Here is a 15053-nt window from a genome sequence, read left to right as displayed (position 1 = left end):
AATGCCCATACGACTGGTCTTTCATAAATAAATTAAGACTGATGCGCCTAACCACCGGACCAAGACTGATAATTAGGAATCTCAATATCTAATTTGAGTTGCTGCAGCATTCTTCTAACTGAATTATCAATCAGATCGTCAATCGTTTTAGGTTGATGATAAAAAGCATTCAAAGGTGGCATAATAATGGCACCTTGCTCGCAAGCCGTGGTCATTAAACGCAAATGACCTAAATGAAGCGGCGTTTCCCGGACACTCAAGACTAATGGCCGTCTCTCTTTTAAGGTGACATCGGCAGCACGAATCAGCAGATTGTCACTATAGCTATGCGCAATGCCGGATAAGGTTTTAATCGAACAAGGCACAACAATCATACCGGCGGTTTCATAAGAACCAGATGCGATGGCTGCGGCGATATCATTAATGTCATAAATAATGTCCGCCATGTCAGCTAATGCGTACTTTACATCGGACATTTCAAGTGACATCGAACGTTGTGCAGAATCAGTCATAATTAAGTGCGTTTCAATACTGGCGATCTGTTTTAACAGCTTGAGCAATCGAATCGCATAAATTCCACCGCTAGCCCCAGATACGCCTACAACAACACGTTTTCGCAAAATCAACTCCTTGTTTGACCGATCAAATATAATCTCGGTTTACTGACCTTCATTATATATTTCTAAATTTTCAGCTTCTTTCTGTAACAGTGTCTCTTTATACATATCATTACGCTGACGATCAAGCGAACTCAGATAAAGCTCATCAACATCATTCGTTACATACTGGCCATCAAAGACCGAACACTCGAACTGCTCAATAGCTGGATTACCCCTTTTTACCGCCTCAATTAGATCGGATAAATCCTGAAATATCAGTGCATCAGCGCCAATAAGCCGCGCTATTTCATCCACAGTTCGTTCATGTGCAATCAGTTCATGTACTGTTGGCATATCGATACCATAGACATTGGGATAACGAATTTCCGGCGCCGCAGACGCCAGATAAACTTTGTTCGCACCGACTGAACGAACCATCTCTAAAATTTGTTGAGAGGTGGTCCCACGGACAATCGAATCATCCACCAATAAGACATTTTTTCCTTCGAACTCAGTGCGATTAGCATTCAGTTTCCGCCTGACCGAGCGGCGACGAATTGTCTGACCGGGCATAATAAAGGTTCGTCCAACATAACGGTTTTTAACAAATCCCTGACGATAAGGTTTATTTAGAATTCGGGCAATTTCTAATGCTGCATCACAGGAGGTTTCTGGTATTGGAATGACGACATCAATCTCTAAATCAGCCCATTCACGCGCGATTTTTTGGCCCAACATTTGCCCCATATGGATACGCGATTGATAGACAGAGATACCATTCATCAGCGAGTCTGGTCGGGCAAAATAAACATACTCAAAAATACAAGGGCAATGTCGAGGATTCTGGGCACATTGCTGTGAAAGCAGCTCACCTTGTTCGGTAATATAAATCGCCTCTCCCGGCTCAACATCGCGAATATATTCAAAATCAAGTACGTCAATCGCCATGCTTTCAGATGCAACCATATATTCGATTTTATTATCGAATAAAACGCGTTTACCTAGCACTAACGGCCGAATACCATTGGGATCACGAAAGGCAATCAGGCCATGACCAATGACCATCGCAACACAGGCATAAGCACCCCGAATAGTCTGATGAACTTGTTTAATCGCGTTGAAGATATTGTCTGCGCTAAGTGGATAAGTTGGAAATTTATCTAACTCAATCGCCAAAATATTCAGCAGCACTTCAGAGTCGGAGCTCGTATTTACATGCCGCTTACCTTGCTCAAAGATTTGCTGACGCAACGCTGTGGCATTAGTTAAATTGCCATTATGGGCTAGTGAAATACCATAGGGAGAGTTGACATAAAAAGGTTGAGCCTCGGAGACACTGGCACTGCCGGCAGTCGGATATCTGACATGGCCAATACCCACATTACCTTGCAAACGCTGCATATGATGAGCCTGAAACACATCATTGACTAAACCGTTTGCTTTGCGTAACTTAAAGCAGTTATTGGCATCAATAGTGACAATTCCTGCCGCATCTTGCCCACGGTGCTGCAAGACAGATAAAGCATCATAAATAGACTGATTAACCGGACTAAAACCAATAATACCAACGATGCCACACATGAAATCACCTCAAGGTTTAAACTACCATAATTAAGTCATCAATCACATCACGTTAAAAAAGTTGATTTATTCTGTAAATACTCAAAAAACCAGTGAATAATATAGCTAAAATGCGGAATTAACTGAGAATCCTGCCAATCCTGATTTTGAGAAAACGCGGTAAAGGTATCAATAAAAAACAGAATCGCTGATACAATTAAGATCCCTCTTACAACCCCAAAAAAGATCCCTAAAACACGGTCGGTTCCAGTCAATCCAGTTTTATCCACAATGGTACAAATGATATAACTAATCACAGAACAGACCAGCAGTGTGGCAATGAATAAAATGGCTATCGCCACTGCATTACGAATAAATGTGTCATGAAAGTAGGTGAAATAATCAGCGATATAAAAGTAAAACTGGCTGGCAACAAAAAATGCACAGATCCATCCAACCAACGACAATGCTTCTCGCACAAATCCTCTGATAACACTGACAATTGCAGAGAAAACAATAATTCCAATAATGGTATAATCAATCCAATTAAGCATAAAGCGACTAACCTGTCCTTTCTATCGCGCTACAATAATACCTTGTAGTTTAGTTAAATTTTTTAAATCCAGAATCACCAATTCAGTCTGTTCTTTTGACGAATAAGGACCAATAAATAATCGGATAATCTGGTTTTCTGCTGGATCTTTCGGGTCAGTATAAACGTCATAGTTGTGCAGACGTAATAATGCCACTAACTCTTCTATTTTTTGTTTATTCTTTAAGGCGACCAGCTGAATGCTGTAATTTTTATCGGCCACAACAGCAGAGGTTGTCGGCAGTGTTATGGGGGCAACAGCATGTGCGTCATTCTCAGCGTCAATCACAGCAGGACTTGATGCTGAAGGGGTTGACGGCGTGGCAATTACCGTGGGGATATCCGTCATATCCAGATCGGAAACGGTATCGCTGTCATTATCCAGATCAGTATTATTGACAATATTTTGTTGTTGATTTGCTGTCGGCACAGTCAACGATATGGCGGCGCTATCGTCGAACGATTTACGCCGCAACACATAAGGAAAAAAAATGGTAATAATCAATAGAATCGTAATGATACCGATCAGACGGTTTCGTGTACTATTATTCATAACCTAAATATTCCATGACTTGCGCAACGGTATGAAAAGAACCACAGATAACAATAATGTCGTTCTTACTAGCCTCGGATTGCGCACATTGCCAAGCATCAACAACACAACTAAATTGTTTGGTTTTCTCTGTTGGTAAATACTGCGCCAATTTTTCAGCAGGGGCGCCTCTTTGACCCTGTAGTGAACCACAATACCAGTAATCCGCATTGAGTTTACTTAATGTTGATTCAATATCTTTATCTTTCAGCATACCCACCACCATACGCAACACACCATCGGAATGCTGTTTTTTACGCAAACGTTGTAGCTGCTCATTAAGATAATTCGAGGCATGTGGATTATGCGCCACATCTAAAATCACTAATGGATCATGGGCAATAATCTGCATTCGCCCTTGCAAAGTCGTTGACTCTAAAGCCGCTCTAAGTGAACGTTCATCAAAAGAGAGCGCGGAATAGAGTAAAGTGGCAATGGCCGTAGCGGCATTCGCAATCGGAATATGCGGCAGAGGTAAATTGCGATAATGACGACGATCAGCATCAAAAGACCAGCTATCATCAGCGATCGTATAAGACCATGAAGCGCCTGGATTCGGTTCACAGGTATATAGAGTTGAATCGAGCAGCTTTGCGTAGTCAACAATCGATTTTGGCATATCGGGCTCACCGACAATCGCAGGATGATTAAAACGAAAAATCCCGGCTTTTTCACGGCCGATACTTTCACGGTTATCCCCAAGCCAATCGGTGTGATCTAAAGCAATCGAGGTTATCACCGACAGATCAGATTCAACGATATTGGTTGCATCTAATCTACCGCCAAGGCCAACCTCTAAAATGATGACATCTAATTGAGCTTGCTTAAATAACAATAAGGCGGCCAAAGTGCTATATTCAAAGTAGGTTAACGAAATATCATTGCGCGCCTGCTCAATGAGTTCGAAAGCCTTTACGTGCATCTCATCACTAAGATAGGCATTATTGATACGCACACGTTCACGATAGTGGATTAAATGAGGTGAACTATACACACCAACCTGATATCCGGCATTAATGAGGATCATTTCTAGCATTCGACAAGTAGTCCCTTTGCCATTTGTGCCAGCAACCGTAATCACATAAGGCGCTGGCTTTAATACCTCTAAGGTATAGGCGACCTGTTCAATACGGGCTAATCCTAATTCTATCGGACGATGATGCAGTTGCTCCAAATAACAAAGCCATGTTGATAATGTCGACATGGCATTGGGTTGACCTTCTAATTTATTATCCATTCGATTTAATAACGACCATTTTGTTTAATGATGACATCGACTTCGTGTACCATTGGTGCCACGGGATTAGGTTTTTTCATCAACTTAGCCAGTACACCAGCAATTTTAAGGCGGAGATCTTTACGATGCACAATCATATCCAGTGCCCCTTTCTCAAGTAAAAACTCACTGCGTTGGAAGCCTTCCGGTAATTTTTCACGGACAGTCTGTTCGATAACACGCGGGCCAGCAAAACCAATTAAAGCTTTTGGCTCAGCAATATTCAAATCACCTAACATCGCAAAACTCGCTGATACCCCCCCCATTGTTGGGTCCGTCATCACGGAAATATAGGGTAGGCCAGCTTCTTGAAGCTTGGCAAGCACGGCACTGGTTTTGGCCATCTGCATTAAAGAGAATAATGCTTCTTGCATACGCGCACCACCACTAGCAGAAAAACAGATTAAAGGACAACGATTTTCAAGCGCTTGCTCTGCCGCACGGGCAAATAGTGCACCGACCACAGAACCCATTGATCCGGCCATGAAAGAAAATTCAAAAGAGGCCGCGACAACCGGCATGCTATACAAAGTACCTTGCATAACCACCATCGCTTCACGTTCATGCGTCTCTTTTTGCGCAGCACTCAAGCGATCTTTATATTTTTTAGAATCTTTAAATTTTAAAATATCTTTTGGCACTAAATCTGTGCCTAATTCAGTTTCTGAACCTTCATCAAGAAAACGACGTAAACGAACACGCGCGGAAATTCGCATATGGTGATCGCATTTAGGACAAACATCTAGATTTCGCTCTAGTTCAGCTTGATAAATAACTTGTGCACAGCTATCACATTTAGTCCATACTCCACCGGGAATATTCGCTTTATGATCTGAAGAAATCGTGTTCTTATTTAAAATCTTTTCAATCCAACTCATATTGACCTTTTCTCATTATGTTGACTTTTTGTATTGTATCTCATTTTCCAACAATACTTAATAATAGTTTTATTTCTTTTACTTAAAGAAATTTTTATCACAATCAAGGATGACAATCAAAATTTAGCGCATAAATAAAGGACCGACATCCACGTGCGGTAATTGATAATCAGCCGGATAATCAACCTCGACTAAATAAAGACCTTCTGCTTTGGCCGTTGCCGCTGCTAATGTTCGGTTTTTACTGGCCAGTAATTCAGCCAGCCAATTTTCTGATTGATTACCATAACCCACTTCTAATAAGCTCCCGACAATATTTCTGACCATATGATGCACAAATGCGTTCGCTTTAATATCAATCATAATATAGTGATTGCAACGAGAAACAGTAACATGATGCACATTACGCCATGGTGATTTCGATTGACACTGTGCGGCACGAAAAGCACTAAAATCATTCTCACCTAAAAGAGATTGTGCGGCACGATGCATTCTATCAGCATCTAAAGGTTGATGGTAATGTGACAAGCCTGCACCTAAGATAGCTGGACGAAATGGATGGTTATAAATAATATAGCGATATCGTCTGGCTAAGGCGCTAAAACGTGCATGAAAATCATCCGGTACATCAGTTGCCCAACGAACAGCGATATCCTTTGGTAAATTAGCATTAACCCCCAATGTCCAGGCTACTTTATCGCGATGAACATCAGTTTCAAAATGTACTACTTGCCCAGTAGCATGTACACCAGCATCCGTTCTGCCGGCGCAAAATACCGAGATCGATTGATTGGCAATCTTACTCAGTGCCTGTTCAAGTGATGCCTGAACAGAAGGCACCGTCTCTTGACGCTGCCAACCATAATAGGCACATCCATTATACTCAATACCTAATGCTATCTTCACCACTAATAACCTATAAACTCTTCAATCAACGATTCCGCAATATTTACCGCCATGTAAGCACCTAAGTAACGAACATTATCAGAAACTGACCAAAACTGGAGTAATTCAGGTACGGTATAAGCATAGCGTAGATGTCCCATTCGAAGACAATTGTTCGCTTCTTGCTGAGAAACCGGCGTCGGTAATTGTTGATTTGGTAATAGTTCAATATCAGCAGACTGATTAATCTTATCGGATAGTTGTTCTAATTCAACAGGATATTGCATCGACAGATTCACGGCTTGTGATAAACCATAAAATACCGGCACATCGATAAAATCAAAGGATATGGGTAACTGCTCACAACCCAGTACACGGCGACACTGTAAAGCAAGTTCTGCCTCTGGTAATAATGCATTGGTTGCGCGAATCACCGGCTGAAGATTGAAAGCGAGCTGAGTTTCATCAATACTCAATCCATTGAGCAAACGGACACTTTGTCCGGCCAATCCATCAAGCGCGGATTTACCATAAAATGAAGCGGGTAAGTATGTACTAACATGTAGCTGTGTAATGTTGTCGATAGCAGTTATCGCTAATACTGACTTTAACAGCTGACAAGTCACACCATTGGCTACAGTGATAATATTACTATTACGATAATCGGCCAATTCATGGTTATTAATACCCGGCACAATAACCGGCACTTCTGGTCGGTTAGCAAAAAAACCGCTTAGATCAATCACCACGCAGCCCATATCGGCTATTGTAACCGCATACTGCTTCGTCACCGCAGCACTAGCAGCAAAAAATGCAATATTGACAGCTGACCAATCAAAGTCTGATTCATCAAGTGATTTAACTATCGCTGTTTTGCCCTGGAAACGAACTGTTTCACCTAGATTGTTATCGCTGGCAAACACCGTCAGTTCCGCTACAGGAAACTGACGCTCTTCAAGTAAATCAATAATAGCAGAGCCGACAGCGCCAGTTGCACCAATAACAGCAATATTCCATGCCGACATAGATAAGATACCTTTTAGAAAAATTTAGGCTCAATTATAACATGAGATAGCAAAATAATTGAGCCAATTTATATCGGCAACGATTGAATTTCAAACTATCTAATCAACTAAAAATAGACCTTCTTATGCATAAATTAGGATAAAAAATAGATCCCAATATCAAGAGACTGAAAAGACAATCAGCAGGCCAACTGAGACGATATTATCAGCAGTAATACTGCATAATCACAGACAAAGGAGATAGCTTGCCGTCAAAGGTGTCAACTCACCGATTGAAAACCTTATTCACGCACAAGCTATCCAATCAGCGTGAGCCAAATAACATAAAACAACGTTATTGGCCAAGCGTTATATTCACCGCTTAAAAGGTAATAATATCAAGATTTTTATCTAAAATTGATTGGCCAATACCTTTCACTTCTTTCAGTTGTTCAATTGAGACAAACGGCCCATATTGTTCACGATATTCGACAATGCGCTGCGCCTTATTTAAACCAATTCCCTGTAGCTTATCAGCCAGTTCCTGTGCAGAAGCGCTATTAATATTAACTTGTGCGACGTGTTGCTGAATCTGCTCAGTCGGTTTGGTTGCCGCCATGGAAATAGGTAAAGTGACAATACTGCAGTATGTAATGATAATAAATAACTGAGCGATCTTAAAATATTTCATATTACAAGCTCCTTGATTAAATGCTGAATTAGCTTAATCAAAATGCCAGTGAATACAGAGGAACATCAGATTGTCTTTTTAATATGAGAAAAGCCACTCGCGTGGCTTTTTATCATTACATCTTGGGATGAATTATTACGAACTAAATCACAAACCGCTATTTGACATCACTTCAATCTTAGCAGCATCTTTTAGGGTACCCATCATACCTTGTGATGATGTTGAAAGTAATTGTGACAATAACACTTGTCTGTTTTCATCAGCTGATGACTGAACTGACTGGCTACCGATACCATTTAAAGAGATAATCTCAGCTGTATTATCAGGCAAGTAGGCAATGCCATAAACTGGCTTATTATCCAATGACGGAATTAAGTTAAACACACTACTAACCACTTCAGCTTGAATCGCTTGATCATTGCGTGTTATCGTCTGTGGTGCCGCAAAATGAACTTTTGCTTTTGCCGCTGCATCGCCGCTATTGAGTTGGGTGACCAACATATTCACAGCATTTTGAAAACGTTGCTGACGATCCTGATTTTGTAAAGAAACCAAAATATCACCTTTCACCGAATCAAATGAAGCCAGTCCTGCAGGTCGATGATCGGTAATTTGTATCACATACAAACTCGCATTATCATCAACATAGATCGGGCCCATAATCGTATCGAGATTATTACTGCCCTGCTCCAACTGCTGCATGACGGCTTCACCCACCGCTGAAAACGTTAAAGGCGCCATATTATTACTCACCCAGTTAGTCTGTTCAGATGATAAATTCATCTTCTGGGCAATGTCACTCAAAGACAATCCTTCGCTAATATATTGTGTTAACTGATCTTCTGCGTGATGTAAACGCTCATCGGCTAAACTCTGAATCATATCAGCCTTAACTTGTGCCACGATGGAATCTAACGCCGGAATTTTTTCTGGGCGAATATCATCTAATCTGACGATCACATAATGTCCATTGGTTTGCGCAATCGGTTTTGAGAACTGTCCGACTTTAATCAGATTAGCCTGTTTGATCAGGACAGGCACTTCATCGGCACTAAACCAGCCAATAGTCCCTTTATTTTGACGTTGTAATGGATATAAACCCTTTTCCGAAGCTAATTGTGCAAAATTGGCGCCATCAATCAAACTTTGATAAATAGTATTGGCTTGCTCAAGACTGTCAGTTTCAATTGAACTATAAGCGAATTGGGCTGGCTGAGCATAAGTTTGCTGATGTTTTTCGTAATAGGCTTTAATCTCCGTATTAGAGGGATTAATACTGGAGAGTAGTGTCGAAGTCGGCAGACGTAACACGTTGAGTTTGACTAAATCAACATTAGCGGTAAATAATTCTGGGTGTAGCTGATAATAAGCATAAGCTTCATCATCACTAAATGTTTTATTTTCAATCCCCAAATCTTTAAAAGAAACCGGTGCAGCGGAAAAGGTCCGCGTCTGATCTTTAAGATTCATGATATCGGTTTCAGCAGGTAAGACAAAGTCAGAATATAATAATCCACCAAAAGCCTGCTGCTGTTTCAATAGATTACGAATATATTCGGCATACATATCCGAAGTGATGCCTTGTTGCTGCAAAAACTCAGCATAACGCTGGCTACTAAAACGGCCGTTCTCGGCAAACATAGGATGTTGACGAATAATATTTTTGATCTGATCGTTAGAGATCGTAATATGCAAATCATCGATAAACTTATCACGAAGATAACCATCAATTTGTTGATTCAGTACATTTTGGCGAACCGCAGTAACGATGGGTGAACCCGGATTTTCAGAACTCAAATTATTTTTCTGTAGTTCATCACGAACCGCATTCTCATATTGAATACGATTTAATCCTTTACCATCAACTTTAACAATAAATTCTGGATCATTATTTCCTGCTGAAAATAGCCCACCGGCACCAGCAAAAATAAAGGATAACATAATTAAACCAAAAATAACTTTTACAACAATATTATTCGCTGCACTACGAATTTTTTCCATCATATGCGGTTACTCTCCATGTGGAATAAATTTTCATGATTAATGAATCATTTATTATGGTATTAAGTAAAGCATAAAAGTATAGCACATCTGGGCAGATGTGCTATCAACAAAATGTATTAACAATTAGATTTTAATTAATCGAATCAGTGACGGAGGATGAACTTTTACTCTTCTTGACTGATCGTTTCACACTGGTTTTTGGTTTATCCAGTTTAATTGATTCAATACCAAAAGGATTATTTTGTAATGCAATCACTAAAACCTCATCAATCCATTTAACCGGATGGATACTTAGCTCAGCTTTGACATTAGCTGGAATCTCTTCCAAATCCTTCTTATTATCAATCGGAATAATGACCGTTTTAATACCACCACGATGCGCCGCTAGTAATTTCTCTTTTAAGCCACCGATAGGTAGCACTTCGCCGCGTAGCGTAATTTCGCCAGTCATTGCCACATCAGCTTTGACTGGATTACCTGTCAGTGCAGAGATGAGCGTGGTACACATACCAATACCGGCACTCGGACCATCTTTGGGCGTTGCACCATCAGGTACGTGCACATGAATATCACGCTTTTCATAAAAGTCAGGATTAATCCCTAACTTATCCGCACGTGAACGTACTACAGTCATCGCAGTTTGGATCGACTCTTTCATGACATCACCTAACGAACCGGTATAGTTCAATTTTCCTTTACCGACCACGCTAACCGCTTCAATCGTTAACAGATCACCGCCCACTTCAGTCCAGGCTAAACCATTTACCTGACCAATGCGGTTTTGATTATCTGTTTTACCATAGTCAAAACGAGGTACGCCAAGATACTCTTTAAGATTATCCTGATTGACCACCAATTTCTTCAAACGTTTATTGAACGCTAATTTTTTCACTGCCTTACGACAGATCTTGGCAATTTCACGCTCCAAACTACGCACACCGGCTTCACGCGTATAATAACGAATAATGCCCATCACTGCACTATCTTCGATCGTTATCTCCGCTGCTTTTAAACCATTATCTTTGATCTGCTTAGCAACCAAATGCTGTTTAGCTATATTGAGTTTTTCATCTTCGGTGTAACCCGCCAAACGAATCACTTCCATACGATCAAGTAGTGGACCTGGGATATTCATCGAGTTAGCGGTGGCAATGAACATCACATCAGATAAATCGTAATCCACTTCCAGATAGTGATCGTTAAATGCACTGTTTTGCTCCGGATCTAACACCTCAAGCAGCGCCGATGCCGGATCACCGCGCATATCAGAAGCCATTTTATCAATCTCATCGAGCAAAAAGAGCGGATTTTTCACACCAATTTTCGCCATCCGCTGAATCAATTTCCCCGGCATAGAACCGATATAGGTGCGACGATGTCCACGGATCTCAGCTTCATCGCGTACGCCACCAAGTGCCATACGGACGTACTTACGACCAGTGGCTTTGGCAATCGATTGACCTAGCGAAGTCTTACCCACACCTGGCGGTCCAACAAGACATAAAATAGGACCTTTGATCTTATTCAGACGACTTTGTACCGCTAAATATTCCAGAATTCGTTCTTTAACACGATCAAGACCATAATGGTCAGCATCTAAGATTTTCTCAGCCGCCAGCAAATCTTTTTTCACTTTACTGCGCTTAAACCATGGCACCTGTAACATCCAGTCAATATAACCTCGGACAACGGTTGCTTCTGCCGACATCGGCGGCATCATTTTCAGCTTATTAAGCTCTGCTAGCGTCTTATCTTTCGCCCCTTTTGGCATCTTAGCCCGAGTTATTTTGTCGAGCAGTTCATCGAACTCATCGGCTTTATTGTCAACATCGCCTAACTCTTTGTGAATCGCTTTAATTTGTTCATTAAGATAGTACTCTTTTTGCGCTTTTTCCATTTGCTGCTTCACGCGCTGACGAATATTTTTCTCTACTTGCAGCAAATCAATCTCGCTTTCCATCATCGAGATAAGCAATTCAAATCTTTTTTCCAGGCTAGGTGCAGCTATAATTTCTTGTTTTTGTTCTACTTTTAAAAACAGATTCGCAGCAATAATATCGGCTAACTGGGAAGGATTTTTGATCGCTAATACCGAATCAATAATTTCCTGCGTAATTTTTTTATTTAACTTGGCATAATCTTCAAAGTTGGAAAGTACAACTCTAACCAGCGCTTCATTGAAAGCCGGATTCTCTTCTTCCTGATAAAACGTGATAGCCGCCATATCAAAATCACCAGAACTATGTGGCGTAATATCAATTAACTGCGCACGTCTAACCCCTTCAACTAATACTTTGATCGTACCATCAGGCAGTTTTAGTAGTTGTAAGATATTGGCAACTGTACCGACAGAATAGAGATCATCAAACTCTGGTTCATCTTTGGCCGCATCCTTCTGCGTCACAAGAAAGACTTGTTTATCCATTTCCATTGCGCTTTCGAGGCAACGAATAGATTTATTTCTTCCAACAAACAGAGGAATCGCCATATGCGGAAAAACAACAACGTCACGCAAAGGTAATATTGGCATGCTTATCTGTTTGGAATTTTTTTTATTCATAATACTCTCTCAAAATAGTAAGTCGCTTCAAATAAGATATATAGGGGTGAATATTCATTATTCAAGTTATACGACCCAAGTTCATTTTTTATTTACCTATTACATCGATACCTATTTCTTAAGTACAACAATAATTTTACAGTGGATAGTGATGATGAATGAACAGATTCGATAATTTGCATTCGTCGTATCAGCACCAAATAATCGTTTATTTGGTGCTGATGATAGAAAAGATGATTATTTGATGCTAGGTTTGGTTTGCTTTGGATTACTTTTTTGAGCTTTTTTCAGATTATTTGCGACCATCAATGCAGAATCTCGCGCCTGATTAACCTGTTTTTTTGCTGAAGATTTGCGTTTATTATGGTCTGCTTCCCCGGCTTCATTATAAATCAATTCAGGGGCTGAATTATGTTTAACTGAATCGGCGGTAACAACCACTTTGTTAATATTATCCAATGACGGCAGATCATACATCGTATCGAGTAAAATATTCTCAACAATCGAACGCAGACCACGCGCACCGGTTTTTCTTTTGGTTGCTTTTTGGGCAATGGCGACTAAAGCATCATGCGAAAAATCTAAACCGACATTCTCAAGTTTAAATAATGCTTGATACTGTTTGGTTAAGGCATTTTTAGGCTCAGTGAGAATTTCAATTAAAGCCGCTTCATCTAACTCTGATAGGGTTGCTATCACCGGTAAACGACCAATAAATTCAGGAATTAAACCAAATTTAACTAAATCTTCTGGCTCAATTTGGGCTAGTAGTTCCGTTTCATTGAGTTTATGTTTTTCAGATTTTACTTCAGCACCAAAACCAATACCGGTGTTGGTGACAACGCGTTGGTTAATCACTTTATCTAAACCTGCAAACGCACCGCCACAAATAAATAGTATCTTAGAGGTATCTACCTGTAAAAACTCTTGTTGAGGATGTTTACGTCCACCTTTAGGTGGCACCGCTGAAACCGTTCCTTCAATCATTTTAAGTAAGGCTTGCTGCACCCCTTCACCCGAAACGTCGCGAGTTATTGATGGGTTATCCGATTTTTTAGATATCTTATCGATTTCATCGATATAAATAATGCCGCGCTGCGCTTTTTCGACATCATAATCACAGTTTTGTAGTAATTTTTGAACGATATTCTCAACATCTTCGCCCACATAACCTGCTTCAGTCAGCGTCGTTGCATCAGCCATCGCAAAAGGCACATCCAGAAAACGCGCTAATGTTTCCGCAAGCAATGTTTTACCACTCCCCGTCGGTCCTATCAGTAAGATATTACTTTTACCTAATTCAACACCAGCTGTATTTTTATTACTATATAAACGCTTATAGTGGTTATATACTGCAACTGCGAGAACTTTTTTAGCGCGCACCTGACCAATAACATATTCATCTAAATGGGCTCTAATTTGATGAGGTGTCGGCAAACTTTGCTTATCAAACTCGTCTTTCTCAGGAAAGTGATCATTATCTTCTTTGAGAATATCGCTACAGACGTTAATACATTCATCACAAATATAAATTGATGAAGGTCCGGCAATCAGTTTAACCTCTTGCTGGCTTTTACCACAGAATGTGCAATATAGCGTTTTATCTGCATTTTCTTTATTCACTTAAACCACCTACCTCTATTGTCGGTTTTAGTTACAAACTTACCTGAATAATCTATTTTTTATATACCATCAGATATATCCAAAAGATGATTCAACATACCTACTATATAAGATGATTAATCAAAAATTCAACTCTTTAGCCTAAATACGTTTGGTGAAAATATTATCCACTAAACCATAATCCATCGCTTCTTGAGCTGACATAAAATTATCACGATCGGTATCTTTCTCAATCGTTTTGATTGATTTACCCGTATGAGAAGCCATCAGTTCATTCATTCTACGTTTAACTTTTAACATCTCTTCAGCATGAATTTGAATGTCAGTTGCCTGTCCTTGATAGCCACCAAGCGGTTGATGAATCATCACTCTGGCATTGGGTAAACAAAAACGTTTTCCTTTGGCGCCGGCCGACAGTAAAAATGCGCCCATTGAACAAGCTTGACCTAAACAAATCGTACTCACATCAGGTTTAATAAACTGCATCGTATCATAAATTGACATACCAGACGTAATCACGCCACCCGGAGAGTTGATGTAGAGATAGATATCTTTTTCTGGATTTTCTGCCTCAAGAAATAACATTTGAGCGACGATCAGATTTGCCATGTTATCTTCTACTTGGCCTGTCAAAAAAATAACACGCTCTTTTAAAAGACGAGAATAGATATCATAGGCGCGTTCGCCACGGGCACTCTGTTCAACGACCATAGGAATAACGCCCATTGTTGGCGCTGAAGATTGATTAAAATGAGACATGTATCCTCCTGATAAACAAAACAGCCCAAA

At 40.3% G+C, this 15053-nt stretch carries 13 protein-coding genes; all 13 read right to left on the bottom strand.

All coding sequences use genetic code 11. The features are described 5' to 3' along the window. Positions 1 to 47 precede the first annotated feature (47 nt). The gene (locus RHO15_01890) at positions 48 to 620 is read right to left on the bottom strand and encodes a UbiX family flavin prenyltransferase (protein ID WVD64290.1); all 573 of its coding nucleotides are present in this window, start codon (positions 618 to 620) and stop codon (positions 48 to 50) included. Between the two features lie 39 nt (positions 621 to 659). Then, positions 660 to 2180, bottom strand: a complete 1521-nt coding sequence (gene purF / locus RHO15_01885; GenBank protein WVD64289.1) for an amidophosphoribosyltransferase — start codon at positions 2178 to 2180, stop codon at positions 660 to 662. Positions 2181 to 2227: 47 nt separating this feature from the next. Next, positions 2228 to 2713 carry a CvpA family protein gene (locus tag RHO15_01880; protein ID WVD64288.1) on the bottom strand — a complete coding sequence of 162 codons (486 nt, stop codon included), beginning with the start codon at positions 2711 to 2713 and terminating at the stop codon, positions 2228 to 2230. 21 nt (positions 2714 to 2734) lie between these two features. Then, entirely contained in the window at positions 2735 to 3304 is a 570-nt protein-coding gene (locus RHO15_01875; GenBank protein ID WVD64287.1) for an SPOR domain-containing protein, read from the bottom strand. Beyond that, positions 3297 to 4580: a bifunctional tetrahydrofolate synthase/dihydrofolate synthase gene (gene folC, locus RHO15_01870; GenBank protein WVD64286.1), complete on the bottom strand. Its 1284-nt coding sequence runs from the start codon at positions 4578 to 4580 to the stop codon at positions 3297 to 3299. The genes RHO15_01875 and folC overlap by 8 nt, the downstream gene beginning before the upstream one ends. Before the next feature lie 5 nt (positions 4581 to 4585). Beyond that, entirely contained in the window at positions 4586 to 5497 is a 912-nt protein-coding gene (gene accD, locus RHO15_01865) for an acetyl-CoA carboxylase, carboxyltransferase subunit beta (protein ID WVD64285.1), read from the bottom strand. A 123-nt stretch (positions 5498 to 5620) separates the two neighbouring features. Next, the gene (gene truA / locus RHO15_01860) at positions 5621 to 6403 is read right to left on the bottom strand and encodes a tRNA pseudouridine(38-40) synthase TruA (GenBank protein ID WVD64284.1); all 783 of its coding nucleotides are present in this window, start codon (positions 6401 to 6403) and stop codon (positions 5621 to 5623) included. Positions 6404 to 6405: 2 nt separating this feature from the next. Continuing rightward, a complete protein-coding gene (locus RHO15_01855) occupies positions 6406 to 7407 on the bottom strand; it encodes an aspartate-semialdehyde dehydrogenase (GenBank protein WVD64283.1) in 1002 nt (333 codons plus the stop codon). Between the two features lie 361 nt (positions 7408 to 7768). Next, positions 7769 to 8077, bottom strand: a complete 309-nt coding sequence (locus tag RHO15_01850; protein ID WVD64282.1) for a ComEA family DNA-binding protein — start codon at positions 8075 to 8077, stop codon at positions 7769 to 7771. 147 nt (positions 8078 to 8224) lie between these two features. Next, positions 8225 to 10081, bottom strand: coding sequence for a SurA N-terminal domain-containing protein (locus RHO15_01845; GenBank protein ID WVD64281.1), 1857 nt, complete (start codon positions 10079 to 10081; stop codon positions 8225 to 8227). 130 nt (positions 10082 to 10211) lie between these two features. After that, a complete protein-coding gene (lon, locus tag RHO15_01840; GenBank protein WVD64280.1) occupies positions 10212 to 12641 on the bottom strand; it encodes an endopeptidase La in 2430 nt (809 codons plus the stop codon). A 237-nt stretch (positions 12642 to 12878) separates the two neighbouring features. After that, entirely contained in the window at positions 12879 to 14264 is a 1386-nt protein-coding gene (gene clpX / locus RHO15_01835; protein ID WVD64279.1) for an ATP-dependent protease ATP-binding subunit ClpX, read from the bottom strand. Between the two features lie 141 nt (positions 14265 to 14405). Continuing rightward, the gene (clpP, locus tag RHO15_01830) at positions 14406 to 15023 is read right to left on the bottom strand and encodes an ATP-dependent Clp endopeptidase proteolytic subunit ClpP (GenBank protein WVD64278.1); all 618 of its coding nucleotides are present in this window, start codon (positions 15021 to 15023) and stop codon (positions 14406 to 14408) included. Positions 15024 to 15053 lie beyond the last annotated feature (30 nt).

Source organism: Orbaceae bacterium lpD01, from assembly GCA_036251705.1.
GTDB classification, from domain to species: Bacteria; Pseudomonadota; Gammaproteobacteria; order Enterobacterales; family Orbaceae; genus Utexia; species Utexia brackfieldae.
The sequence above is the reverse complement of the archived record's forward strand: the minus strand, read 5'-3'. Positions and strand labels throughout refer to the sequence as shown.